Source organism: Flavobacterium gawalongense (genome assembly GCF_007097265.1).
GTDB classification, from domain to species: domain Bacteria; phylum Bacteroidota; class Bacteroidia; order Flavobacteriales; family Flavobacteriaceae; genus Flavobacterium; species Flavobacterium gawalongense.
Genome location: NZ_VJZP01000002.1, coordinates 127,015 through 153,485, shown reverse-complemented (window position 1 = coordinate 153,485; position 26,471 = coordinate 127,015). Strand labels below are relative to the sequence as shown.

Sequence of the window (26,471 nt, the reverse complement as noted above, 5' to 3'; positions counted from 1 at the left end):
CAAAAACCTGAAAGGGATAATTTACGATATGACATTCGCCACAATAAACCCACTCGTCCAAGCATTCTGGAAGTTAAATCCTCCCGTAATAGCATCAATATTGACAATTTCGCCGGCAAAATATAGATTTTCATGCAATTTGCTTTCCATGGTTTTGAAGTTAATTTCCTTTAAATCAATTCCTCCAGCAGTTACAAATTCTTCCTTAAACGTACTTTTTCCATTCACTTGAAAAGTGCCATTTGTCAACTGATTCGCTAAATTTTGCAATTGAATTTTTGATAAATCAGCCCATTTGGTTTCCGATTCAATTCCTGAAGCGAGTACCAAACTTTCCCATAATCGGTTAGTTAATTCGAAAGGGGATTTCTTAGAGACCGATTTTTTAGCATGTTCTTGTTTTAATTCTTTTAGGATTTTTTCGGCATCTGTTGCGTCTACATCATTTAACCAATTGACGAAAATAGTAAACTGATAATTTTTGTCATGCAAGATTCGGGCACCCCAAGCGGAGAGTTTTAAAATCGTCGGGCCGCTCATTCCCCAATGGGTAATCAATAAAGGTCCAGTTGACGTGAGCTTGGTGTCTTTTACCTTAACGGTAACTTGAGCTGTAACTCCGGGTAATTCTTTTATTCGGGCATCTTTGATGTTGAAAGTGAATAGAGAAGGAACCGGACTGACTACAGCGTGTCCAAAAGTTTGTAACATTTCCCAGATTTTTGGGTTGCTTCCAGTAGCTAAAATTAGTTTTTCGGTAAGATAATTTTCATTTTGGGTTTCGATTTTCCATAAATTATCCTTTTTGAAAATGGATTGTACACTTTGTCCAGTTAGAACAGCAATTCCCAGTTTTTGTGTTGCTTTTAGGAAACAATCAATAATGGTTTGTGATGAATTCGAAACCGGAAACATGCGTCCGTCAGCTTCAATTTTCAACTCTACGCCGTGTTTCTCGAACCACTCAATCGTATCGCCAGAACAAAACTGATGAAAAGGACCACGTAATTCTTTTTCGCCACGCGGATAAAACTTCACTAATTCATTAGGTTCAAAACAAGCGTGTGTCACGTTGCATCTTCCGCCACCGGAAATACGAACTTTATTCAGTACTTCTGTACCACGTTCCAGAATGGCTACTTTTAACTTCGGATTTTTTTCTGCAATATTAATCGCTGTAAAAAAACCTGCTGCGCCACCGCCTACTATTATTATATCGAAATTTTGGTTCATATTCTATTTGGAAAATCAGTGATGATTCCGTTTACGTTGAATGTTTTTATTTTTTGAATGTCTTCTGATTCATTGATGGTCCAAGGGAAAACTTGCAATCCTTTTTCCTGCATTTGCGCTGTATTTTCTTTTGTCAATAAATGAAAATGCGGGTGAATGGATTTAGCCTGAATAAATTTGGCGAAAGCCATCGCTAATTCTAAATCGGTTTCCGTTAAAACGCCAATTGGAATTTTATCATTCAAAAACGCCACTTGTTGCAATGCATTCCAATCAAAACTGGAAACTAAAAAACAGTCGTATTTCCAATTTTTTTTAGCAACATACTTCTCAATGAGTGAAACCACTTTCTCCGCTGTATCATAATTTTTTAGTTCAATATTGATAAAACAGTATTGGTTTACTAAATCAACTACTTCCTTCAGGGTTGGAATTTGATGTTTGCCATTAATTCGAAAAGCTTTCAATTCCTGCAAAGATAGTTTATTTACAAAACCTTTTCCATTGGTAGTTCTATCAACGGTTTCATCGTGAATGACCATTAATTCACCATCAGCACTCAGATGCACATCGAGTTCAATTCCATCCACTTGCATGTCTAATGCTTTTTGGAAGGAAATGAGTGTGTTCTCTGGTCCATAACCTTTAGCGCCACGGTGTCCGATTTTGAGCATTGCGGTTTATTTTTTGTAAAGGTAAACATAAAAAAACGCCTTCATTTCTAAAGGCGTTTTGATTATTACTTTTCTCTTAATAAATATACCTACACCGTTTTTAAAATGGTACAGGATAAATAGTATGCTCTAGTTTTTCGGTTTCGTCTCCCTCTCCTTCGGAGAGGGTTGGGGAGAGGATTCTAATAAAACAATGTCGAATTCTGAATCGATACTCACTTTTCCATTGGAAACGATCGTTTCTTTATCGGAATACCCATCTCTTACTTTTGCTCCATTTTTAAAAACGGAACCAACAGTAAGTTCTTTTTTACCAATCGGTAAATCCAATCCAACAACTACTTGATCTGAATAATCTCCTTTAGAAAAAGTTCTGGAAAAAGTATACGGTTGTGCTGAAATTTCCTTGTGAATTCCTGCTCCAACTGAAGGGTGATTCCTTCTAAATTGTCCTAATTTTTGCCAATGTAACAGTGTTTTTTGAGTTTCAGGATTGGATTTAATGTCGTCCCAATTCATAAACGAACGTAATGTAGCGTCGCCTTGGGTTCCCTCAACTACTAACAAACGCGCACTTTCATCGCCATAATATATTTGGGAAAGTCCGGGACTTAATAATAATTTTGTACCCGCTTCTTTGCTTTTTGTTCTTTTAGCATCAAAAGGTCCGCCATCATCATGAGATGATAAATAGTTTAAAACGCTATATCCTTTCAGCTCATTGTTTAGTTTATCGGAATATTTTGAGAATATAAATTCATAGTCTTTTTGCGCATCCCATTTGAATTCGAAATTGATCATGTTATTGAATCCGTTTTCGTAATAGTTTACTTTTCTATCACCAAAATCAAAAATTTGTCCACCACTGATGCCATAATTGTAGACTTCAGCAATGGTGTAAAATGAGTTGTTATCCAATACTTTTGATGGATTTTTTTTCTTCCAATTTTCAAAAGCATAATTACATTGGGATTTGAAATCAGCCCAAACGGTTTCGTCAGTGTGTTTTACGGTGTCTCCTCTGTAACCGTCAATTCCATAATCAGCGATATAATCCGTCAACCATTTTATAATGTAATATTTTGGTGCTCTTGGATATCCTGTTCGGGCAAAAAACGCATCTAATTCTTTAGTCTCTTGTTCATAACGCCCTTCTTTTTTCCATTTTTCGATTAAAAAAGGAGGTAAATCCACATTTTGATTGCTCTCTGTTTTTACATCCGGAAGATTGGCAACTAACGTACAAGCGGTTGTATTTGCGAAGGATTTATAATCGCAAGTTGGTCCCGTTCTCACCCAGTCATTTGGCCAAACCGTATCTTCGGCAGTTACAGGTCCTGTATGATTGATAACACCATCAAGGATGATTCTAATTCCGTGTGCATGCGCTTTTTGCACTAATGCAGCCAAATCTTCTTTTGTTCCAAAGTTAGGATCCAAGTTTGTCCAATCTCTGGCCCAATACCCATGAAATCCATAACTTAATCCCGTTCCTTCATCTACGCCATCGTGAATTTGTTCCACTATTGGTGTAAACCAAATGGCATTGATTCCTAGTTTATCAAAATAACCTTCGTCAATTTTATTCGAAATTCCTTTGATATCCCCACCTTCAAATCCACGGAGTTTTCCTGGTGTTTTGGTCCTGTTGAGTGTAATATCGTTTGAAGTGTCACCATTATTAAAACGGTCTGTCATGAGAAAGTATAAATTTGCTCCTTCCCATACAAATGGTGTTTTGTTATTGTTTTTATTGCTTTCTGTAAAGGTTTTTGTGCTCGAGCAACTCGTGAAAATTGTCATTACAGCTAGTAAAAGCGGAATTAAATAGTTCTTCATTTTTTATAATTTGAATGGTTATTTTTTTTGAGAAGGAAACGCAGCACTTTACAAAGATTTAAATCTTCGAGCTTCTTTATGAATCGAAATGAAATTATTTTTTCAATTCTAAAATTAAAACTGATTTAGGTTCAATTATTATTTCGTTTGTAATATCAAATGTTAATTCAGAAACCACATCCTTACCTGTTTTAAAATCTTTTATATTTTCTTTAAAACGATGGGTATTTATGGTTCGGGTTTCATTGCTATTATTCATTAAAACCATCACAGTATCGCTATTGTTGTATCTAAAATAAGCGTAGACATTATTTTCAGGAATATAATGTGTCATCTTTCCAAAATGTATAGCTGATTTTGTTTTTCTCCAATTGAATAATTTAGAAGTATAGTCAAAATATTCATTTTGCCCCGGAGTTCTTCCTTCTTTGATAAAAGCATTGTTTTCATCACCTTCCCAGCCACCCGGAAAATCTTTACGAATATCGGCATCGCCTAAATTTTGATCTCCTGCCATTCCAATTTCGGAGCCATAATACAACTGTGGAATGCCACGTACTGTTGCCAATATTGCCATTGCCATTTTGTATTTTCTTATGTCGTTACCGTAAATTTGATTAATGCGTTTTGTGTCGTGGTTTTCGGCAAAAATCAATAGATTGTTGACATTTGGATATAAAAAATCATTCGCAAAATTATCGTAAACTCTCATCATTCCTCTTTCCCAAGTACCTTCATCTTCATTAAAAATGGACTGAAGTGCATCAGTTAAAATAAAATCCATCACAGTTGGTAAACTGGAATTAAAATTTTGAATTTTGCCTATTGGACTATCCTTTTGCCAATAAGAAAGTTGTGCTTGATCCCGCATGGTGATTTCTCCAACAATATTGAACCTTGGATATTCATCAGTAATAGATTTAGTCCATTTGGCAATGCCTTTTGGATCAGAATAATTATAGGTGTCCACTCTTAATCCATCTAAGTTTGCATATTCAATCCACCAGATCGCATTTTGAATCAGGTATTTTAAGGCTAAAGGATTAGATAAGTTCAAATCAGGCATTGAGGGGACAAACCAACCTTTCAGACAAGTTTCAGTATCAATTTTAGAAGCATTTATGTCGTGTACAACTGTTCTTTTATGATTGGTTTGCGTGTAGTTTTCAAATTGATTGATCCATTCGCGAGTTGGTAAATCTTTAATCATCCAATGCTCAATTCCCCAGTGATTGGTGACGTAATCCATCACTAATTTCATGTCTTTTTTATGCATTTCGGATGCTAATCGTACATAATCTTCATTGGTTCCATAACGCGGATCTATTTTATACACATCAGATTGACCGTACGTATGATAGGAAAAAGCAGCGTCATTGTCTTCGCAAAGCGGTGTGCTCCAAATGGTTGTTGCTCCGAGTGACGAAATGTAATCCAAGTTTTTTATGATTCCTTCAATGTCGCCACCATGTCTTCCTCCGGGTAATTCGCGATTGTATTTTTCTGTAGTAATTTCACCACTGTCATTATTCCTGTTTCCATTTGCAAAACGATCCGGCATCAGTAAATACATCATGTCCGAGGAATCGAAACTTTTGCGTTGCGCTGAATTTTCTCTTCTTTTCTTTAAACTGTATTTTTGTGTGAATGCCTCTTTATTGTTGTTTTTAAAAGTAAAAAGAAGATCGGTTGATGAAACTTTTTTGGTGTCAATAGTAACAAAAATGTAATTAGGATTTTCTGTTCTCTTAACGTTGGTAATTTTTATGCCATTAGATACTGAAACTTGATATTGTGCAATGTCTTTTCCGTAAAACAATATTTGCAATTCGGGATTTTTCATACCTGCATACCAAAAAGGCGGTTCAATTCTGTCAATTTGAGCATTTAAAGTTAAAGACATAAAAAAAAGGAATAAGGTTGTTTTTTTTAGAAAGCTCCTATTTATGAACGGCAAAGAAATAATTTTATTCATTATGAAATACGTTTTATTAGCATTAAATTTTTTAGCAACATTAACATAGAGGCGATGTGCTTTAAAAGAAATTATTGATTTTAACAATTTTTGATAAAGTAGATCTAGATTTAAGAACTGTTATCAATTAAACAATCCCAATGTTTATTGGGATTGTTTGTAAGCCCAGCAAGGCTTCGGATCAAATGATAGAATTAACTACAAGTTCTAACCATTATTTTTTAAACAGTAACTAAATTTTCTGCTGTTACAATTATGTTTTTACCATTTACGACTATCGCTAATTCTTTGTCTCCATCTATCGAAAATGTTGTTTCCTTGTGATTGATGGCCACTTTCAGAATTTGATTTCTAAAATTGATTTTAAAGGAATAACCGTTCCATTCTTTTGGAATTTTTGGAGAAAAATGAAGTTTATCTTCTTTGATTCTCATTCCGCCAAAACCTTCTACGATACTCATCCAGGTTCCAGCCATCGAAGTAATATGACAGCCTTCTTCAACTTCTTTATTATAATCATCCAAGTCTAAACGAGAAGTTCTCAAATAGAACGTATAGGCCATATCCATTTTGTCTAACAAAGCAGCTTGAATGGAATGTACGCAAGGCGAAAGTGAACTTTCATGAACCGTAAAGGATTCGTAAAATTCAAAATTGTTTTTTAGTTCTTCTTTAGAAAAATGATCTTCAAAGAAATAAAAACATTGTAAAACATCGGCTTGTTTGATATAAGGAGAACGTAGAATTCTGTCCCAAGACCATTTTTGGTTGATTGGTCTTTGGCTTTTGTCTAAATCTGCTACTCTAACTAAATCTTTGTCTAAAAATCCATCTTGTTGCAAGTACACGTTATGTTCTTCTGAAAAAGGGAAGTACATATTATCCGAAACTTTTTTCCAGGATTGCAATTCGGAATCCGAGATTTTTACTTTTTCAGTAATTCTTTTATGATCCGAAGGATATTCTAAGGACACTTTTTGAATCTGTTCGGAGGTATATTCCAAACACCATTTTGCAATATAATTGGTGTAGAAATTATTGTTTACGTTGTTTTCATATTCGTTTGGACCGGTAACACCAAGAATTACATATTGGTTTAAATTAGTCGAAAAGTTGGCTCTTTGATGCCAAAAACGAGCAATACCTATTAATACTTCCAGTCCTTTTTCAGGAATATAGCTGTAATCACCTGTATATCTGTAAAAGTTATAAATGGCAAAGGCAATGGCTCCGTTTCTATGAATTTCTTCAAAAGTAATTTCCCATTCATTATGGCATTCTTCCCCATTCATTGTTACCATTGGATACAAAGCAGCACCGTTAGTAAATCCTAATTTGGCTGCATTTTCAATGGCTTTGTCCAATTGATTATAGCGGTACGTCAATAAATTTCGTGCCACTTCCTGATCTTTGGTCGCCATATAAAACGGAATGCAATACGCTTCAGTATCCCAATAAGTTGATCCCCCGTATTTTTCACCGGTAAATCCTTTTGGTCCAATATTCAATCGGCTGTCTTTCCCTAAATAGGTTTGATTTAATTGAAAAATATTGAAACGAATTCCTTGTTGTGCTTTTACATCGCCATCAATTGTAATATCTGACATTTCCCAAATTTTAGCCCAAGCGTCAATTTGATCTTGTAACATTTGATTGTATCCTTTTGCTAATGCTGATTGGATTACTTTTTCGGCAGCGGTAATTGTGTTTTCATGATTTAAGGAAACGGTATAACCTCCAATTTTTTGGATACTTGATTTTTCACCTTTAGCAATAATAACGCCATATGAAAATTGAATTTTATCGGAAAAAGCATCGATAGAAGAAGGAGAAACGTGGATGTTTTCGCCATTTGTCCAAATGCTATTTTGCATAAAAGTAGTCACCTTGAAGTGCGTTTTGAACGTTTGAGCCGTTACAAAAGCTTCGTTTCCTGATTTTTTAACATCAAGTGGTTCCCAGAATTTTTCTTCCCAGTTGGCATCTTCATTGGTTACACCAGCATCAATATAAGGTTTGTAAATTATTTTTGAATCTTTGTTTAAAGGTGTAATTTCGTAATTAATAACCCCAACTTCGTCTAAAATGATAGAAAGGAAACGACGGATATTCACCGAAACTTCTGTTCCGTTTTTCAAAGTGGCTTCAAAAGAACGATTATACCAGCCTTCTTTCATGTTCAATTCACGGCGAAAATTTTTAACAACTGTACAGGTATTCAAATCAAGTTTTTCCCCGTTTATTTCTATATCTATTCCAATCCAGTTTGGTGCATTCAAGACTTTGGCAAAATATTCCGGATACCCATTTTTCCACCAACCCACTTTGGTTTTGTCTGGATAATATATTCCGGCAATATAACTTCCCTGAAACGTTTCTCCAGTATAATTTTCTTCAAAATTAGCACGTTGTCCCATGGCACCGTTACCAATACTGAACAGACTTTCAGATGATTTTAGGCTCTCTACATCAAATCCTTCTTCTATGATACACCAATTGTCTGGTTTTATATAATCTTGGTTCATTCTTTTCTAATTTAAAAATTCAATGATTTAAAAATTTAAAGATTGTTCTGATTCGTATACAATCTTGTCCTTTTTTTACTTTTTTGAATCTTGTTTCTTTATTTTTTTGACTCTATTCTTTAATTAAATCTTCTATGAAGCTCGTGTCTATTGCTGTGAAATCTTTAAAGATGTATTTTGCTTCATGTAGAATGGCTGTTGAGCCAATTCCTATACTAGTCATTTTTCCAATATTGGCTGCTTGAACTCCTGCAACTGAATCTTCAAAAACAATGGCATCTTCTGGATTTATATTTAATAATTTAGCAGCAATCAGGAAAACTTCAGGATCCGGTTTTGCGTTTGTCACATCATTACCATCTACAATAGCATCAAAATAGGATAGTATTCCTGTTTTTTCTAAAATTGGTCTGGCATTTTTGCTGGCAGAACCCAAGGCTATTGATTGATTTTTGTCTTTCAAAAACTTCAAAATTGGAAAAACGCCTGGAAGAATTTCACTTTCATCCATGTCAACTAAATAGGATAAATAATCCTCATTTTTTTGAACTAACCATCTGTCCTTATCTTCTTGTGAAGCTTCCACTTTTCCTAATTCTAATATAATATCCAAAGAGCGCACACGGCTAACTCCTTTTAATAATTCATTATGTTCAAGTGTAAATCCAATATTTAATTCATTTGCGATTTTTTGCCAAGCTAAATAATGGTATTTAGCCGTGTCTACAATCACTCCGTCCAAGTCGAATATAAATGCTTTTTTATTCATTGATTATTGTTTTATTACGTCATCAACATCTTGTACTTTAACTACTAAAACAGCAGCAATCAAGAAGCTGATTCCACTAGTGACTAATGCAAATATGGCATTGTCATTGTATAAATATTTAACTAATGGTCCGCCAATTAAGGCATTGATAATTTGAGGGATAACGATAAAGAAGTTAAAAATACCCATATAAACTCCCATTTTCATTGGAGATATTGATCCGGCTAATATGGCATAAGGCATAGATAAAATACTCGCCCAAGCAATACCAACGCCTATCATGGATAGGACTAACCAGTTTTCATTGGGTACGAAATAGATAGAAATCAGTCCAATACCACCAATAATTAGTGAGATAGAATGCGTAAGTTTTCTTCCGAATTTTTTTGCGATATAGGGTAAAGCAAAAGCATAAAAAGCAGAAACCAAATTGTAAATACCAAATAGTACTCCAACCCAGTCTCCTGCATTTTGATACGCTTCACTTTTGCTATCGTTAATAGGTAAGCCATAAATGTGATGGGCTATGGCAGGAGTTGTAAAAACCCACATTCCAAAAAGACCAAACCAAGAGAAAAATTGTACCCAACTTAATTGTCTCATTGTTGTTGGCATTTTTCTAAAATCGTCAAAAATGTCTAATAAACTCGATTCTTTTTGATTGGTATCAGAAACTCTAGTCTCTTGATGTGCCATTTCATCTTCAAATTGTGCTAATTCTTCAGGAGCGTATTCTTTAGTAGTAAAAATGGAAACAAGAATAGAGCCCACAAGAATGATTGCTCCAATGACAAAAGATAAAATCAAATGCATAGGAACTCCACCATCTTCGTTTCTGTTAGAAACTCCAAACCAATTAGTCAGGACATACGGTAGCCAAGAGCCAATAACGGCACCAAAACCAATTAAAGCCGTTTGTACACTAAATCCTAGCGTTCTCTGATCTGTTCTTAAATTGTCGCCTACTAATGCCCTGAAGGGTTCCATCGCAATATTGAAAGAAGCATCCATAATCATTAACATTCCTGCACCAACCCATAAAGCAGGTAGAAACGCAATAAAAATTTCGGCTTGTGGCATTAATATTAAACCAATCGAGGCTAATAAAGCACCGACTAAAAAGAAAGGTTTTCTTCTCCCAAATTTACCCCAAGTTTTGTCACTGTAGTGTCCTATAATAGGTTGTACAATAAGTCCCATTAAAGGGGCAATTATCCAAAACCAGGATAATTCGTGGACATCGGCACCAAAAATTTGAAGAATTCTGCTGGCATTAGCATTTTGAAGGGCGAATCCCATCTGTATTCCCAAGAAACCGAAACTCATGTTCCAAATTTCCCAGAAACTTAATCTACGCTTTTCCATTATCGTAATTTAAAAATTAATACGATAAGCGCTATGCTTATCAAAACTTGTCTTATTTTCGAAGTAAAAGTAAAAGCTTTGAGGGGGTAAATATAAAAATTTATTTTAATCTTTTACTTTTTAGAATCAAATTATGGCAAACATTTTCAACTACAAGGTTGTAGTAATGAATAAATTACATAATAATGTTAATTCGTAGATTCTCTTTCTATTAAATGTGTTTCAATTACTTCAGTTTTATAATTTTCTGCTTCATCCTCCTCATGTTCGGCTTCTAATCTGTCAATGAGCATTTTTGCGGCTTTATTTCCCATTTTTATTCCGCTTTGGCTTACGGTTGTAATAGTTGGGGTGGAATACTTAGAAATAATTCCGTCTGTAAAAGCAATGACAGACAAGTCTTTAGGGACATTTAATCCTATTTTATTGGCGGTTTTAATTATGGTTACTGCAAAAAGTTCATTTACTGCAAAAACGGCATCAATGGCCTTGTCTTCAAGTAATTTGCCAATGGTAATTTCGCAGGTGTCTATATCTTCTATTTTAATAATTAAATTTTCATTAAAGGGGATGTCGTTGTCTAGTAAGGCTTTGATGTAGCCATCAGTTCTTAGTTTTCCTACGCTTACATAATCAACAGTCGTAACAAGGGCGATTTTTTTCTTTCCTTTGTCAATCAAACTTTGAACAGCTTCATAAGCGGCTAATTTATCGTCTATAATTACTTTGTCACACAATACTTCGTTAGTTACTCTGTCAAACATTACGACAGGCATTCCTTGGTCGATAACTTCCGTAATATGATGAAAATCACCCTTGAATTGGGTTTCTTTTGAAAGCGACATAATGAATCCATCGATGCTTCCGTTAGCAAGCATTTCCATGTTAAGTACTTCTTTATCAAAGGAATCGTCAGACAAACAAATAATGACACTATACCCATTTTCATTAGCCACCTGTTCTATTCCATTAATAACTGTTGAAAAGAAATGATGGACAATTTCCGGAATAATAATTCCAATAGTTTTTGTTTTTCTGTTTTTTAAACTAAGTGCAATATTGTTGGGTTTGTAGTTGTAAAATTTTGCAAATGCCTGCACTTTTAATCTGGTTTCTTCTCCAATTTCTAAACTATTTCTTAGGGATTTTGAAACGGTTGAAATCGATACATCAAGCTCTTTTGCAATTTGTTTAAGGGTGACCTTTCTTTTCATGATAATAGTATTGTAATATTCAATTCATAATAAAGATAAGATTATTTTTTATTTATTGTATTTTTTCTCATTAAAATCAATATAAAACACAAAGTTTTCAACACTATCACGTTTTCGTAACGTGATTTGAATTGGGCTTTGTCGGTGGTTTCAATATTTACCTAAATTTGAAATTCGAAGTAAAATTAAAACTTAAAAAAACAACCAAAACTAAAATTAATTTAAACAAAAAGTATGAAAACAATTTATAAAAAGTTGTTATTTTTATTACTGTTACTGCCTTTTAGTATTCTGGCTCAGAATACTCTTAATGGGATTGTTCTTGACAAAGTATCAGGACAACCAATTCCGGGAGTAAATGTAAATGTTCAAGGCGCCGCAAATGGTGTTTCAACAGATTTTGATGGTAAATATCAGTTATCAAATGTTAAGAAAGGCGATAAAGTCGTTTTTTCTTATATTGGATACAAAAATGCTGTAGTGAACTATGATTCTCAAAAATCATTAACTGTTTCTTTAGGAGAAGATGAAAATCAATTGAAAGAAGTCGTAATTCAAGTGGGTTACGGTACCGTTAAGAAGAAAGATGCGACGGGTGCAGTGACTGTATTGACAGCAAAAGATTTTAATAAAGGACCGGTAACTTCTGCGGATCAAATGATCCAAGGGAAAGTAGCTGGTTTGCAAATCATTAATGGTGGTGGTTCTCCAGGTGAGGGTGCAACTATCAGAATCAGAAGTGGTTCTTCATTGTCTGCTGGTAATGATCCTTTATATGTTATTGATGGTGTTCCGGTAAATAACGGTGGAGTAGAAGGTGGTAAAAATCCTTTATCTACAATCAATCAAAATAATATTGAGTCCATTACTGTATTGAAAGATGCTTCAGCAACTGCTATTTATGGATCTCGCGCTTCTAATGGGGTAATTATTATTACTACAAAAAAAGGAAAAGCGGGTGAAATTCAAGTAAGTTACAATGGGAATTTACAAGTTTCTGAAATTACTAACAGAGTTGATGCTTTATCAGCAACTCAATTTAAAGATTTCGTAGCTGCTAATGGTTCTGTGGCTCAACAAGCTTTAGTTGGGACTGCTAATACTAATTGGCAAGATGAAATATACAGAACTGCTATTGGTACGGATCATAACATTGCTTTAAGTGGTGGTGTGGATAATGTGGTTTACAGAGCGTCTGTTGGGTATACTAACTTGAATGGTATCTTAAAAAGAGATAACATGGAAAGAAGTACACTTGGTGTTGGTGTTACAGGAAATTTCTTGGACAATCATTTAAAAATTGAATTGAATAACAATACTTCTTTAATTAAAAGTAATTACAGTAATAAAGGAGCGATTGGTGCTGCTATTAGTTTTGACCCTACACAGGCGGTTAGAAATGCAGATGGTACTTATTTCCAATGGTATACTTCTCCAACAGAAATTAATCAGTTAGCAGGTAGAAATCCATTGTCATTGATTAACCAACAAAATAATTTTGGTAATTCATACAGAAGCATTGGAAACATCCAAACGGAATATAAAATGCATTTCTTACCAGCATTGAAAGCGGTTGCTAACTTTGGTTACGACCAATTAAGTGGTACTGGAAGTGGAGGAACTAATGCCGATTTCCTTAATGGGCTTAACGGCTCAGGATATAATAATACCTATAAGAATATTGAATCCAGAAATAATAAAGTAATGGATTTGTATTTAAACTACAACAAGAAAGTAGATGCAATCAATACACAAATTGATGTGACTGGTGGATATACATACCAAGATTTTAAAGATTCAAAGAACAAGTCTAATTATAACTTTCAAAATGATGTTACAACGATAGAGTCATTTACTCCTTCACGTATTAACTTGCAATCCTTTTTTGCCAGAACTAACATCACTATTGCTGATAAATATATCTTGACTGCTTCTTACAGACGTGATGGAACTTCTAGATTTACGGCAGATTACAGATGGAGTAATTTTCCTGCTGTTGCAATGGCTTGGAAATTGAATGAAGAAAGTTTCTTGAAAGATGTAACTAGTGTTTCTACGTTAAAACTTCGAGGAGGTTGGGGTATTACAGGACAACAGAATATTGGGATTTATCCTTCTATTCCTTTGTACTTAGCTTCAAATACTACAGCGCAATACCAATTAGGGAATACATTTTATACAACTTACAGACCACAACCGTATAACAGTAACTTGAAGTGGGAAGAAACAACTACTGTTAATGCAGGTCTTGATTATGGATTGTTCAACAACAGATTTACCGGTAGTGTTGACGTGTATAAAAGAACCACTAAAGATTTATTGTTGAATACGTATAATCCTTCTTTCTTTGGATTTTCAAATAAAGACAATTATAATATTGGAAATATTGACAATAAAGGGATTGAATTGTTAGCCGAAGTTATTCCGGTTCGCACAGCAGATTTAGAATGGAGAATTGGCGGGAACGTTACTTTTCAAGACTCTAAAATCACCAAGTTAACTACAACGCAACCGAATACTCCAGGTATTGATGTAGGAGGAATTGCTGGAGGAACAGGAAACACTATTCAAAATCACCAAGTAGGATATGCGCCAAATTCATTTTATGTATATGAGCAAGCTTATGGTGTTGACGGGAAGCCAATTGATGAGGTTTTTATTGACAGAAATAAAGATGGTATTATTACAGAACAAGATAAATACCGTTTTCACAAACCAACTGCTGATGTTTTTTACGGTTTCAATACAAGTGTTACTTATAAAAACTTTGATATGGGCATGAACTGGAGAGGATCTTGGGGGAATTACATGTACAATAATGTAGATTCTAATTTTGGAACTTATAATAATGTACTATTAAGACAAACGGATTTATCTAATGGTGTTGCTAATCTTTTGGAAACAGGTTTTACTAAATCAAATGACTTTCAATTACATTCTGATTATTACATCCAAGATGCTTCTTTTATCAAGTTAGATAATGTGAGTGTTGGGTATACTTTTAATCAAAAGCCAAATTCAACTTCATTAGTTAAATTGACATTATCAGCGCAAAACGTTCTAATTATTACTAAATATAATGGTTTAGATCCAGAGATTTCTGATGGTATAGATAATAATTTATATCCAAGACCAATTACTTTCACGTTAGGTTTAAACGTTAATTTCTAATACAAATAATAAGAAAAATGAAAAAGACACAAATAAAATTATTGGGTATTTCATTGTTATTGATGGTGTTTTTATTCCCATCATGTACCGATGATTTGATCCAATCGCCGGACTCTGGTGATGCAGTTTCTGGTGACCAATTTTTCAGCACACCGGAATCGTATAAACAAAATCTTGCTAAATTATATGCTGGATTTGCAACTTCAGGACAATCAGGTCCTTCTGGAACACCAGATATTTCTGGAATAGATGAAGGAGAAAGTCAGTACGTTAGAGGATATTGGTTATTACAGGAATTAACTACTGATGAAGCAGTTATTGCCTGGAATGACGGAACAATAAAGGACCTTCATTCACAAACATGGACTTCTTTGGATCGTTTTGTAACGGCTGTTTTCGCACGTTACTCTTTTCAGATTGTAAACTGCAATGAGTTTTTACGTCAAACTACGGATGAAAAATTAGCAGCTAGAGGAGTAGATGCTACTTTGAAAGCGGAGATTGCTACTTACAGAGCTGAAGCTCGTTTCTTAAGAGCGATGACGTATTGGCATTTAATTGACACTTTTGGTGGTGGTTCTTTAGTAACTGAAGATTCTCCAAGCACTTTCTTTTATCCTGAATATGCTACAAGAGCAGAATTATACAAATTTGTTGATGAGGAGTTAACAGCAATCACTCCATTAATGAAAGCGCCAAAATCTAATGAAGCGTATCGTGTGGATCAAGCTGCTGCTTGGATGTTGCAAGCTAAATTGTACATGAATGCAAAAGTATATACTGGTACAGATCATTATGCTGCCGCTCTTCCATTAATTACAAAAATTACTGGTTCAAGCTATAAATTACACACTAATTACAATCAATTGTTTTTTGCAGATAATGATAAAAATGGTTCTCAAAACGAATTTATTTTTGCAATAGCTTTTGACGGTCTTCATACACAAACGTATGGTGGAACTACTTTCTTAACGCACGCTCCTGTTGGAGGTAGTATGAATGCAGCTTCATTTGGTATCAACGGTGGTTGGGGTGGAATCAGAACGACAGCAGCATTTGTAGATAAGTTTAGTGTGAATACTATTGATGCAAGAGGACAATTCTATACAGATGGACAGACCAAAGAAATTAAAAATATTGGCTCTTTCACGGATGGTTATGCAATTCAAAAATTTAGAAATGTAGATGTGAATGGTAAACAAGGTTCAGATAAATCAGGTAATTTCTCGGATGCTGATTTTCCAATTTTCCGTTTGGCTGATGCTTATTTAATGTATGCAGAATGTGCTGTAAGAGGTGCTGGCGGAACTTTGCCAATTGCGACTACTTATGTTAATGATTTAAGAACAAGAGCAAAAGGTGCTACAGTAAATCAAGGAGATTTAACCCTAGATTTTATTCTTGACGAAAGAGCGAGAGAATTACACTGGGAAGGACACAGAAGAACGGATTTAATTCGTTTTGGAAAATTCTCTGGAGGTAGTTATTTATGGCCATGGAAAGGAAATGTTGCTGGAGGATCTCCAACACAATCGTACAGAGATTTATTCCCTATTCCCGCTACAGCTTTAGCATCAAATAATAAATTACAACAAAACCCTGGATACTAATAATTTAAAAAACAATAAAAATGAAAAATATAACTAAATCAATAATTGCTTTATTTGCGGTGGTTGCTTTGTCTTGTAGCGTAGAAGATGTTCAAGACAGACCTGTTATCGAAGGTGTTGACGCACCTGTTTTGACTGCTCCTACAGCTGGAGCGGCCTATGTATTAAAACCAGAAAATGCAGCTGCACAAGCAGAACGTTTTACATGGAAATCTGCAAATTACGGTGGTGACGTGCAAGTTACTTATGCAGTAGAAATGGATACAAAGGGGAATGAATTTAAAACACCTCAATCTGCCGGTTCTGTAATTTCTGAAAATCAGGTTTCTGTAACTGTAGAACAATTAAACAATGCTGCCTTATTATTGAAAGCAACTCCTTTTGCTCCAGCTGAATTTGAAGTGAGAGTAAAAGCAACTGCAGGTGCTGCTGCAGCGATGTATTCTAATGTAATTGGAATCGTAGTGACACCTTACACTACTGAAAATCCTAAATTATGGGTTCCGGGTGGTTATGCAGTAGCTTCTGGCTATCCTGCTGATTGGACTCCTGCTTCGTCTCCTCAGCTTTCTGCTTCTGGATATGGTAAAGTTGATTTTGAAGGATATGTCTATTTTAATGATGCAAATGCAGAATATAAATTTACAAGTTTCCCTGAATGGAAAGGTGAGTATGCTGCTGGAGCAACTCCAGGAACAATAGCTACATCTGGAGATAATCTAAAAATTCCTGCTGCAGGATACTATAAATTTAATGTTGATACTGAAAAATTAACGTATACTGCTACTGCAACTGCATGGGGAATTATAGGTGATGCAACTCCAGCTGGCTGGGGTGGTAGTACTGCAATGACTTACAATAAAGTTGCTAAACTATGGACAGTTACAGCAACACTTTCTCAGGCAGAAATGAAATTTAGAGCCAATGATGCTTGGGATATCAATTTCGGTGATGATGGTGCAAATGGTAGCTTGGAATATGGTGGAGCTAACATCAAAGTTCCTTCTGCTGGAACATATACGATAACTCTTGATTTAAGTTCTCCAAGAAATTACAAATACACGCTTACTAAAAACTAGTATTTTTTTAATAACTAGAAGGGGTTATCTTTGTGATAGCCCTTTTTTTATAAAATAAAAGCCATGAAAAAAACTATACTTTTATTGTTGTTTTTCCTTTCAATTGCTGCAGTTGCACAGCAACAAACGGTTACGCATAGTATTAGTCCAGCCACTTTTGAGGAAACGACGGCAATCACTATTACTATCAATGGGAATAGTATAAATGAAGCGACTTGGGGAGTAACAGGAAATGCATTGTATTTATGGGGATGGGCATTTGACATAAATGACACCACCCAAAAAGGGACTCCACTTAATGGTTCTTGGACGGCTTCTGACGAAGCAAGTAGATTTACCTATAATTTGGCTAATGATACTTATACAAAAACGATTACACCTACAACCTATTACAACACAACAGGAATAGGGAAAATAGGATTTTTGATAAAAGCCAAAGATGGAACTGGGGATAAAAAATCGCAGGATATCCTTGCAGAAGTTGGTGCTTTTCAAGTTAATTTAACAGCTCCTTTACAAAACAGTTCCTCTATTATTACCTCAGGAGGGAGTTTAAGTATTGCAGCTAATAATACCAATGGAGTAGCTGCTTACAATCTAAAATCGAATGGTGTAAGTATTAATACAAACGGAAGTTCATCCGGCTACTCTTTTACTCATACAAATATTACAGGCAATCAAAACTATGAATTGGAAGTTACTCAAGGAACTACAGTTATTACTAAAAAATTCAGTGCCATTGTAAATCCGGGAACTGTAAGTGCTACTATGCCTGCAGGTTTGTTGGACGGAATCAATTACAATACTGGTGATGCGACAAAAGCAACACTGGTGCTGGATGCCCCGCTAAAAGACTTTGTCTATGTAGCAGGAACTTTCAACAGTTGGCAGCCTACGGCTTCTTATTCGATGAAAAAAGACCCTGTGTCAGGTAAGTTTTGGTTGGAATTGACGGGTTTAGTTTCGGGTACAAATTACACCTATCAATATTGGGTGGTTGATGCAACGCCTATCGCTAATACACCTTCTTTGGTAAAGACGGCGGATCCTTATTCTACTTTGGTTTTGTCTCCTTATGATGATCCTTATATTCCGGCTTCTACATATCCGAATCTTCCGGTATATCCCGTTGGACAGGAAAGAGAAGTAACCGTTTTACAAACTGGACAAACGCCTTACGTATGGAGTAGTGCAACGACTAATTTTATTAAACCAGCCAAAGAAAAACTAGTAGTTTATGAACTTTTGGTTCGAGATTTTGATGCTAATAGAAGCTATCAAGACTTGATTAATAAAATCGATTATTTCAAAAACCTGAAAGTGAACGCCATTCATTTAATGCCTGTCATGGAATTTGAAGGCAACGAAAGTTGGGGGTATAACACCTCCTTTCATATGGCTTTGGATAAATTTTATGGGACTTCGGAAAAATTAAAAGAACTCATTGATTTATGCCATCAAAACGGGATTGCCGTGATTTTGGATGTCGCTTTGAATCATGCCTTCGGACGAAATCCTATGAACCGAATGTGGATGAATGACCCTGATGGCGATGGTTGGGGAAGCCCTTCATCTGAAAACCCTTATTTTAATACGGTTGCGAAACATTCCTATAGTGTCGGGGAGGATTTTAATCATCAACAACCCAGAACTCAATATTACGTTCATCGCGTAATCAAACATTGGATTGAAGAATATAAAATTGATGGATTTCGTTGGGATTTGACCAAAGGATTTACACAAAATTGCACTTCTGGGGATGATGCCTGTACGAATGCCTATCAGGCCGACCGGGTTGCCATTTTGAAAGACTATGCCGATTATTCCTGGGGTTTGGATCCGACACATTACACTATTTTCGAACATTTGGGAACAAATACCGAAGAACAGGAGTGGGCCAATTATAGAATCTTTGAAACGCCAAGCAAAGGGGTGATGATGTGGGGAAAAATGACGGATCAATACAATAATTTGACGATGGGTTATGCCAGCAATATTTATAATATGACTAGCACTAGCCGTGGATTTACCGCAAACAGATTGATGGGTTATGCCGAAAGTCATGATGAAGAACGATTGATGTACAAAAATTTACAATTTGGGAATAGTACGAATGCCTCCCATAACGTGAAAACATTGAATGTTGCCCTGTCGCGAATGTCTGCTTTAGGGGCTGTTTCATTGTTGGTTCCTGGGCCTAAGATGATTTGGCATTTTGGTGAATTAGGAATGGAGAACTCCATTTACAGCTGTAATAATGGAACCGTTAACGACAATTCTACCACAATATCGGGTGATTGCAAACTGGACACCAAACCACAGCCGCAATGGACAAACAACTGGCTTGGCGATGCCAATAGAAATAAAGTCTATACCGATTGGACAAAAATGATCGCTCTGAAAACAACAGATCCCGTGTTTTTAGGAACGGCAACCATAAACAACACCAGTTCGTTGTATCCAAATATTAAAATTGCCAATAGCGCTTTATTACCAACGCAGCTCAAAGATGTTTTGATACTGGCCAACTTTGATGTGACAACACAAAATGTGGCCACTGGTTTTCCGTACACCGGAATTTGGTATAATTTGATGGATGATACGTCCATTAATGTTACCAATGTTAGTGCAACGATTGCCATTCCGGCCGGGGGGTATAAAATATATGGAAATAAAAAATCCTTATTAGCCGATAAAGATTTTACCTTGCCGTCAAATAATTTTACTATTGAATCAAAAGGCGAATCTTGTATAAATGAAAATAATGGGGAAATAACTATCAATGCCACTATAACTCATCCCTATGTGGCCACTATAAATAATAAAACTTACGATTTTATCAATAATAGCTTGTCAGTCTCCAATTTAGCTCCTGGTATTTATAATGGATCTATTTCTGTTCTGGGAGAAACTTTTGAACAAGGCTTCACGATTGTTATTCCAAAAGGGAAAAACGTTACGGGAAAATCAAGTGTTGTTTCGAACAAGGTTGCTGTTGAAATAGTTGAAGGTACGGCCCCCTATAAAATTTTTGTAAATGGGAATATGCAATTTGAAACCCCTTCTCCCACTTTTTCAGTAGAGATTAAAAAAGGTGATTTGTTGGAAGTAAAAACAGCTAAACCATGTGAAGGAATTTATTCAAAAGGAATAGATGATTTAATAGGGTTCGTTTCATCCTATCCAAATCCTACAGTCGGAAGATTTGAAATCACATTGCCTATCTCCAGAAAAGAAGTTGTTATAGATTTGTACACCTTAACCTCTCAATTAATTTCAAAAGGTACCTATTCTGTTGTAAACGGAAAAGTTCAGCTAAACTTGGAAAACGAATCTGCAGGAATTTATATTGTAAAAGTATATTTGGACACTCCCGTATATCTGAAAATCATAAAAAAATAAAAATGAAAATGAAAAAGTTTATATATGTAGCTGTCATTGGGTTTTTGTTAATCTCTTGTGGAGGAGGTGATGATCCAGTGCCTACGCCTAAAAACGAAGCACCCACAGTACCAACATTAGTTGCTCCGGCAAATAATAAATTATGTGTAGATAATTTGGTTAGTTTTCAATGGAATGTGTCTACAGATTCTAATAATGATCCCATAACCTATCAAATACAAGTAGCAAAAGACAATCAATTTTTGCAAATTGTAAAGACATTAGAAGGCCCCGCTAACTCTCAAAATATCTTATTAGAAAAGGGTGTAGCTTACTATTGGAGAGTTAAAGCAACGGATAATAAAAGTTTGTCAAGTGATTATTCCTCTGTGTACAATTTTTATACACAAGGAGAAGCAGTGGTAAATCATTTGCCTTTTTCTCCAGAATTGGTGCAGCCTGTTTTAAACGCCGTATTAAATACAGCGACAGCAACATTGAAATGGAATGCAAGTGATGTAGATGTAAATGATATCCTTGTTTTTGATGTGTATTTTGGGACAGACAATCCACCTATATCAAAAGTAAGTGAAAACTTAGCAACCAATACTCTAGACGTACCTGTAGTTCCTTCAAAAGAATATTATTGGAAAGTCGTAGTTAAAGATGATAAAGGAGGAGAAACGATAGGTCAAACATGGAAGTTTAAAACAAATTGAGAATTTTTATTAGCTTTGACTTTGTTAAAAAAGCACTTAAAATGCAACTGTACGCCTTCAGATCTATCTCGTGAAAGTGCATAACGAAAACAATCCGGTAAAAGTGATGAAGTTTGTGAAAAAATAAAACATTTAGTAAGGGAAAAAGGCTGTTCGTAAAAAGACAGCCTTTTCTTTTAGTGCTGGATATCTGGAAAAGGATCTCATTGTGGTTGTGTTTTTTGGGTGGGATTCCTCCTTCGTCGGACACGAGGGCTATCTCGAACTCAATGTCATTAAGTTAAGGCTTCGTCGGTTCGAGGCTTATTTTTTTCAAAAAAATTAAGCCTCGAAGTGACGGTAGAAACGGGTTAACTTAATGACATTGTGTTCGAAATGGCGAAGCAATGACAAACGAGACGGAATGATGGTATTATATATCATCACCAATCACCAAAACTCTCATTCCGACGTTTCGATAGCTATCGGAAGAGGAATCTTCGCAACGTTAATACTTTAAATAGGATTTGTGGATCTATTGTGATCTAAAGGATAGGAGATATTGGGGATCAATCTGGATCAAGCCTAAAAGTTGTGGGGAAATACACTCAGTTGTACACTGTAAAAGCAAAAAATCCCTAAAACCTCATTGTATAAAGGATTAGGGAATTTTTTTGTGGTACCTCCAGGGATCGAACCAGGGACACATGGATTTTCAGTCCATTGCTCTACCATCTGAGCTAAGGTACCTCGCTATTGCGGGTGCAAATATAGGATGATTTTTAGTTTATCCAAAACAATTTTAAAAAAAAATCAATTCGTATCTTCGCAGCATCAAAAAATAAAATATGATTCTAGCTGTTGATGTCGGAAATACAAGAATTAAAGCTGCTGTCTTTGAGGGTAATATACTCGTGGAAAATTTTGTGTTTGTTAAAAATGAACTGCAAAAAAACATTCAAAATATTTTAAAAAATTTTCAAAAAGTAACTGATTTGGTCGTTTCGTCGGTTGGAGATGTCGAAAAACAATCGTTTTTGGAGTTTGAAAATGATTTAAAAGTTCATTTTATATCCCATGAAGATCCTTTTCCTTTTATTAATTACTATGCTACTCCTAAAACTTTAGGAATCGACAGAATGGTTCTTGCTGCAGGAGCAACGCTTCAGTTTCCTAATCAGAACCGACTGGTTATTGATGCAGGAACTTGTGTTACCTTTGATTTTATAGATGAAAACAATAATTATCTTGGAGGCGCCATAACACCGGGACTGCGACTGCGTTATGAGTCATTGCATAATTATACCGCAAAATTGCCTTTATTAACATTAGAAAATCCGAAAGATTTAATTGGTAAATCAACTTCGGAGTCGATTCATTCCGGTGTAGTCAATGGATTAGTCTATGAGATTGACGGTTTCATCGATGAATATAGCGCACGGTATTCAAATTTTATAATAATTTTAACGGGTGGAGACACAGATTTTTTGGCTAAACGATTAAAAAATACCATATTTGCCAATTCAAATTTTCTTTTAGAAAGTTTGAGTCAAACATTTCAATATAAAATCAAAAATGATTAAAAAACTTATAGTAAGCGCATGTTTGCTTTTGTCACTTGTATCCTTTGCACAGGAAGGAACTTCATCACCATACTCTTTCTATGGAATTGGTGATATAAGATTCAAAGGGGCGCTTGAGAATCGTTCTATGGCAGGTGTAGCAGTCGAACAAGACAGTATTCATATTAATTTAGAAAATCCAGCCAGTTATGCAAATCTAAAATTAACTACTTTTTCTTTGGGTGGGACTTATGGAACAAAAAACTTGAAAAGTAATACTGGATCAGCGAGTACGCGCAGAACAACTTTAGATTATTTGGCTGTTGGTTTGCCTTTAGGGAAATTTGGAGTAGGTTTTGGATTGATTCCTTATTCTTCCGTAGGGTATAAAATTGAGTCGTTGTCTGATCAAGATGGTGAAACAAGCAAACGTTTAGCCGGTACCGGTGGTTTGAATAAAGTTTTTTTCGGAGTTGGTTATAAAATAGCCCCTAATTTTAGTATTGGTGCAGATGCGCATTATAATTTTGGTAAAATTGAAACGAATAGTTTAGAGTTTATTACCAATGTTCCAATAGGTACTCGTGAATTGAATTCGGCAGATTTATCTGGTGTGAATTTTAATATTGGAGCAATGTATCAAACTAAAATAAGCAAAAAATTATCGTTATATTCTAGTTTAAATTATACTTTAGAAGGGACTTTGACATCTCAGAATATTAGAAATATAGCGACTGTAATTTATAGTTCAGGATTTGATGTGGTTACTGTAGATGCACTTCCTGATCAAAAAATAGAAAAGGACATAAAATTACCAAGTAGAATATCGTTTGGTGCTGGAATTGGAGAATCGAAAAAATGGCTTGTTGGTGGAAAGATTTCTTATCAAAAAAATTCAGGTCAGGGAAATACTTATAATCAGGCAGGTAACGTAGGTTATGGAAGATATGGCAGCGTTAGTTTAGGGGGATATTACATTCCTAATTATAATTCTTTTTCAAATTATGCTAAAAGAATTGTTTACAGAGGGGGTATTAAATATGAAAAAACAGGGTTGATGATTAATTCTGAATCTATAAATGATATGGGATTAACACTTGGTGTAGGACTTCCTATAACTGGTACTTTTTCAAATGTGAATTTCGGTTTCGAATTAGGAAAAAAAGGAACCACAAATGCAAATCTTATTCAAGAGAATTATGCTAATTTTAGTGTAAGTTTTTCTCTTAATGACAAATGGTTTGAAAAACGAAAATTCAACTAAAACTCGAAAAGAGTAAATATAATCAAATTGCTTTTGCAAGTACAGCGTATGCCTTTACTAAAAAAATATATAATTTTCCCAGTAGTCACAGCTTTTGCTGTGACTCTGTTTTTTGGGTGTGAAAGTAATTTTAAAGAGGTGCAAAAAATAAACTTTTCAGAGTTTGTTCCCAGTGGTGATGCTGATAATGTGAATTTGAAATATACGGATTCGGGATTGATTAAAGCTATTTTAGTGAGCCCTAAAATGTTGGATTTTTCTAGTGTAGATTTTTCGTTTACCGAATTTCCAAAAGGAATTGATGTTACGTTGTATGATAATAAAGCAAAAAAAACATTTATAACCTCAAATTATGCGGTTTCATACACAAAGACAAGTATTATTGATTTACAGGGGAAGGTGAAAATTAAATCGGAAAACGGTCAAACGCTGGAAACGGAACAATTGTATTACGACCAAAAAAACGAATGGTTTTTTACTGAAAAAAAGTTTAAATTTACGGATCTTAAAGGAGCATCAAACGGACAAGGAATCGATTTTAGTAAAGATTTCAAAGTGATTAATTCACAAAGAATAACTGGCGAAATTCAAACAGCCGACTAATTTTATAAAACTATAGCATGAATTACTTAAAATACACACCTTACATTTATCTTGTTTTTGGAGCTTACTTCATATATGATGGAGTTACAAAATTAAATGCAACTGAAGCAACACCTTGGTTGAGTTTTATAATAGCAGGATTAGCAATTTTTATGTTTTTCTTCAGATTGAAATTTGCTAAAAAATTTGAAGATCGAAATAAAAAATCCTAGCATATGGAAATTAGTATTATCATATTGTGTCTAATACTATGTGCCTTTTTTTCAGGAATGGAGATCGCTTTCATTTCCTCCAATAAAATTTATCTTGAAATAGAAAAAAAACAGGATAATTTCATTTCTAAAATACTTACAAAACTTACCGAAAAACCGTCTAAATTTATTGCTGCCATGCTTATTGGGAACAATATAGCATTAGTTGTTTATGGTTTTTTTATGGGTGAACTATTGATGGGCTGGATTGATGTCTTAGGATATCATTTTTCAAGTTTATTGAACTTTTTTATACAAATACTTATTGCTACACTGGTAGTTTTGATTACTGCAGAGTTTTTGCCTAAAGTATTCTTTCAAATCTATGCCAATACGTTAATAAAGGTTTTTGCCATTCCGGCATATGGTTTTTATATATTGTTTTATTTTGTCTCTACTTTTTTTATCTGGGTTTCAGATTTTGTTTTAAAAAAATTCTTCAAAACAGAAGGAGATCAAGTGCCGCTTTATTTCAGTAAAGTAGAACTTGGAAATTATATTACAGAACAGATGAGTACCGTTGAAGATAATGAAGAAGTCGATTCTGAAATATTAATGTTTCAAAATGCATTGGAGTTTTCAGGGGTAAAGGCAAGAGATGTTATGAGTCCAAGGACTGAAATCGCGGCAATTGATTTATATGATTCGATAGAAGAGCTGAATAAATTGTTTATCGAAACGGGTTATTCTAAAATTGTAGTGTATCAAAATTCACTGGATGATATTGTAGGTTATGTGCATTCATTCGATTTGTTTAAAAAACCGAATAGCATCAAAGAAATTGTAATTTCTGTCGAATTTGTTCCTGAAACAATTTACATTAAAGATGCAATGAATTTGCTTACTAAAAAGCGAAAAAGCGTGGCGGTTGTTCTGGATGAATATGGTGGAACTTCCGGAATTATTACGATTGAAGATATTGTAGAAGAGCTTTTTGGTGAAATAGAGGATGAGCATGATTCCGAAGAAGAACTAATCGAAAATGAACTGGGAGACGATACCTATATTTTTTCCACTCGACTTGATGTGGAGTATTTAAACCAAACGTATAAGCTTGATATTCCTGAAAGTGATTCTTACGGTACACTTGGGGGTTTTATTGTTGATTATACCAAAGACATTCCTCAAAAAGGGGACGTAATCACCATAGGAAACTTTCATTTTATCATAGAAGGGGCTACGAATAAGAAAATAGAATTAGTCAAAATGTCCCTAGGAGAGTGATTTTTTTTAGAAAATTAAAATTTCTTGTAAAATA

The 26,471-nt window shown here is 34.8% G+C and carries 18 protein-coding genes and 1 tRNA gene; 10 read left to right on the top strand and 9 right to left on the bottom strand.

Annotated elements, in window-relative coordinates; genetic code table 11:
* Nucleotides 1-21: 21 nt before the first annotated feature.
* The 8 genes from FNW38_RS02325 to FNW38_RS02290 form a co-directional block, all read right to left on the bottom strand.
* Entirely contained in the window at nt 22-1,233 is a 1,212-nt protein-coding gene (locus FNW38_RS02325; protein WP_143386908.1) for a BaiN/RdsA family NAD(P)/FAD-dependent oxidoreductase, read from the bottom strand.
* Nucleotides 1,230-1,907 (bottom strand): glycerophosphodiester phosphodiesterase, encoded by a 678-nt coding sequence (locus FNW38_RS02320; protein ID WP_143386907.1) that lies wholly within the window; start codon nt 1,905-1,907, stop codon nt 1,230-1,232. The genes FNW38_RS02325 and FNW38_RS02320 overlap by 4 nt, the downstream gene beginning before the upstream one ends.
* 129 nt (nt 1,908-2,036) lie before the next feature.
* Complete coding sequence (locus FNW38_RS02315) at nt 2,037-3,746, bottom strand: alpha-amylase family glycosyl hydrolase (RefSeq protein ID WP_143386906.1); 1,710 nt, start codon at nt 3,744-3,746, stop codon at nt 2,037-2,039.
* A 94-nt stretch (nt 3,747-3,840) separates the two neighbouring features.
* Nucleotides 3,841-5,649, bottom strand: coding sequence for a glycoside hydrolase family 13 protein (locus FNW38_RS02310; RefSeq protein WP_235890137.1), 1,809 nt, complete (start codon nt 5,647-5,649; stop codon nt 3,841-3,843).
* Nucleotides 5,650-5,942: 293 nt separating this feature from the next.
* Nucleotides 5,943-8,246, bottom strand: a complete 2,304-nt coding sequence (locus tag FNW38_RS02305) for a glycoside hydrolase family 65 protein (RefSeq protein WP_143386904.1) — start codon at nt 8,244-8,246, stop codon at nt 5,943-5,945.
* Nucleotides 8,247-8,358: 112 nt separating this feature from the next.
* A complete protein-coding gene (gene pgmB, locus FNW38_RS02300) occupies nt 8,359-9,015 on the bottom strand; it encodes a beta-phosphoglucomutase (RefSeq protein ID WP_143386903.1) in 657 nt (218 codons plus the stop codon).
* A gap of 3 nt (nt 9,016-9,018) precedes the next feature.
* Nucleotides 9,019-10,380 (bottom strand): MFS transporter, encoded by a 1,362-nt coding sequence (locus FNW38_RS02295; RefSeq protein ID WP_143386902.1) that lies wholly within the window; start codon nt 10,378-10,380, stop codon nt 9,019-9,021.
* Between the two features lie 188 nt (nt 10,381-10,568).
* Nucleotides 10,569-11,594: a LacI family DNA-binding transcriptional regulator gene (locus tag FNW38_RS02290; protein WP_143386901.1), complete on the bottom strand. Its 1,026-nt coding sequence runs from the start codon at nt 11,592-11,594 to the stop codon at nt 10,569-10,571.
* A 234-nt stretch (nt 11,595-11,828) separates the two neighbouring features.
* On the opposite strand from FNW38_RS02290, the gene FNW38_RS02285 reads away from it, so the two are divergent.
* The 5 genes from FNW38_RS02285 (at nt 11,829) to FNW38_RS02265 (ending at nt 21,554) form a co-directional block, all read left to right on the top strand.
* Nucleotides 11,829-14,765, top strand: a complete 2,937-nt coding sequence (locus FNW38_RS02285; protein ID WP_143386900.1) for a SusC/RagA family TonB-linked outer membrane protein — start codon at nt 11,829-11,831, stop codon at nt 14,763-14,765.
* Between the two features lie 17 nt (nt 14,766-14,782).
* Complete coding sequence (locus FNW38_RS02280; RefSeq protein ID WP_143386899.1) at nt 14,783-16,375, top strand: RagB/SusD family nutrient uptake outer membrane protein; 1,593 nt, start codon at nt 14,783-14,785, stop codon at nt 16,373-16,375.
* Nucleotides 16,376-16,395: 20 nt separating this feature from the next.
* Entirely contained in the window at nt 16,396-17,454 is a 1,059-nt protein-coding gene (locus FNW38_RS02275) for a SusE domain-containing protein (RefSeq protein ID WP_143386898.1), read from the top strand.
* A 63-nt stretch (nt 17,455-17,517) separates the two neighbouring features.
* The gene (locus FNW38_RS02270; RefSeq protein ID WP_143386897.1) at nt 17,518-20,856 is read left to right on the top strand and encodes an alpha-amylase family glycosyl hydrolase; all 3,339 of its coding nucleotides are present in this window, start codon (nt 17,518-17,520) and stop codon (nt 20,854-20,856) included.
* 8 nt (nt 20,857-20,864) lie between these two features.
* Complete coding sequence (locus FNW38_RS02265) at nt 20,865-21,554, top strand: fibronectin type III domain-containing protein (protein ID WP_143386896.1); 690 nt, start codon at nt 20,865-20,867, stop codon at nt 21,552-21,554.
* 656 nt (nt 21,555-22,210) lie between these two features.
* Here FNW38_RS02265 and FNW38_RS02260 read toward each other — a convergent pair.
* A tRNA-Phe gene (locus FNW38_RS02260) sits at nt 22,211-22,283 on the bottom strand.
* A gap of 98 nt (nt 22,284-22,381) precedes the next feature.
* Between FNW38_RS02260 and FNW38_RS02255 the strand changes: the two genes are divergently transcribed.
* From FNW38_RS02255 to FNW38_RS02235, 5 genes are read left to right on the top strand one after another with little or no spacing between them, the layout of a single operon-like run.
* The gene (locus FNW38_RS02255; RefSeq protein WP_143386895.1) at nt 22,382-23,116 is read left to right on the top strand and encodes a type III pantothenate kinase; all 735 of its coding nucleotides are present in this window, start codon (nt 22,382-22,384) and stop codon (nt 23,114-23,116) included.
* Nucleotides 23,109-24,359, top strand: coding sequence for a hypothetical protein (locus FNW38_RS02250; RefSeq protein ID WP_143386894.1), 1,251 nt, complete (start codon nt 23,109-23,111; stop codon nt 24,357-24,359). Before FNW38_RS02255 ends, FNW38_RS02250 begins: the two co-directional genes overlap by 8 nt.
* Before the next feature lie 48 nt (nt 24,360-24,407).
* A complete protein-coding gene (lptC, locus tag FNW38_RS02245) occupies nt 24,408-24,962 on the top strand; it encodes an LPS export ABC transporter periplasmic protein LptC (RefSeq protein ID WP_143386893.1) in 555 nt (184 codons plus the stop codon).
* A 17-nt stretch (nt 24,963-24,979) separates the two neighbouring features.
* The gene (locus FNW38_RS02240; protein ID WP_143386892.1) at nt 24,980-25,174 is read left to right on the top strand and encodes a hypothetical protein; all 195 of its coding nucleotides are present in this window, start codon (nt 24,980-24,982) and stop codon (nt 25,172-25,174) included.
* Between the two features lie 3 nt (nt 25,175-25,177).
* Nucleotides 25,178-26,437, top strand: coding sequence for a hemolysin family protein (locus FNW38_RS02235; protein WP_143386891.1), 1,260 nt, complete (start codon nt 25,178-25,180; stop codon nt 26,435-26,437).
* Nucleotides 26,438-26,471 lie beyond the last annotated feature (34 nt).

What these genes read in the sequence shown, in the direction of transcription:
- FNW38_RS02325 (WP_143386908.1), bottom strand. Translation starts at nt 1,233, where the DNA reads ATGAACCAAAATTTCGATATAATAATAGTAGGCGGTGGCGCAGCAGGT.
- FNW38_RS02320 (WP_143386907.1), bottom strand. Translation starts at nt 1,907, where the DNA reads ATGCTCAAAATCGGACACCGTGGCGCTAAAGGTTATGGACCAGAGAAC.
- FNW38_RS02315 (WP_143386906.1), bottom strand. Translation starts at nt 3,746, where the DNA reads ATGAAGAACTATTTAATTCCGCTTTTACTAGCTGTAATGACAATTTTC.
- FNW38_RS02310 (WP_235890137.1), bottom strand. Translation starts at nt 5,649, where the DNA reads ATGTCTTTAACTTTAAATGCTCAAATTGACAGAATTGAACCGCCTTTT.
- FNW38_RS02305 (WP_143386904.1), bottom strand. Translation starts at nt 8,246, where the DNA reads ATGAACCAAGATTATATAAAACCAGACAATTGGTGTATCATAGAAGAA.
- pgmB (WP_143386903.1), bottom strand. Translation starts at nt 9,015, where the DNA reads ATGAATAAAAAAGCATTTATATTCGACTTGGACGGAGTGATTGTAGAC.
- FNW38_RS02295 (WP_143386902.1), bottom strand. Translation starts at nt 10,380, where the DNA reads ATGGAAAAGCGTAGATTAAGTTTCTGGGAAATTTGGAACATGAGTTTC.
- FNW38_RS02290 (WP_143386901.1), bottom strand. Translation starts at nt 11,594, where the DNA reads ATGAAAAGAAAGGTCACCCTTAAACAAATTGCAAAAGAGCTTGATGTA.
- FNW38_RS02285 (WP_143386900.1), top strand. Translation starts at nt 11,829, where the DNA reads ATGAAAACAATTTATAAAAAGTTGTTATTTTTATTACTGTTACTGCCT.
- FNW38_RS02280 (WP_143386899.1), top strand. Translation starts at nt 14,783, where the DNA reads ATGAAAAAGACACAAATAAAATTATTGGGTATTTCATTGTTATTGATG.
- FNW38_RS02275 (WP_143386898.1), top strand. Translation starts at nt 16,396, where the DNA reads ATGAAAAATATAACTAAATCAATAATTGCTTTATTTGCGGTGGTTGCT.
- FNW38_RS02270 (WP_143386897.1), top strand. Translation starts at nt 17,518, where the DNA reads ATGAAAAAAACTATACTTTTATTGTTGTTTTTCCTTTCAATTGCTGCA.
- FNW38_RS02265 (WP_143386896.1), top strand. Translation starts at nt 20,865, where the DNA reads ATGAAAAAGTTTATATATGTAGCTGTCATTGGGTTTTTGTTAATCTCT.
- FNW38_RS02255 (WP_143386895.1), top strand. Translation starts at nt 22,382, where the DNA reads ATGATTCTAGCTGTTGATGTCGGAAATACAAGAATTAAAGCTGCTGTC.
- FNW38_RS02250 (WP_143386894.1), top strand. Translation starts at nt 23,109, where the DNA reads ATGATTAAAAAACTTATAGTAAGCGCATGTTTGCTTTTGTCACTTGTA.
- lptC (WP_143386893.1), top strand. Translation starts at nt 24,408, where the DNA reads ATGCCTTTACTAAAAAAATATATAATTTTCCCAGTAGTCACAGCTTTT.
- FNW38_RS02240 (WP_143386892.1), top strand. Translation starts at nt 24,980, where the DNA reads ATGAATTACTTAAAATACACACCTTACATTTATCTTGTTTTTGGAGCT.
- FNW38_RS02235 (WP_143386891.1), top strand. Translation starts at nt 25,178, where the DNA reads ATGGAAATTAGTATTATCATATTGTGTCTAATACTATGTGCCTTTTTT.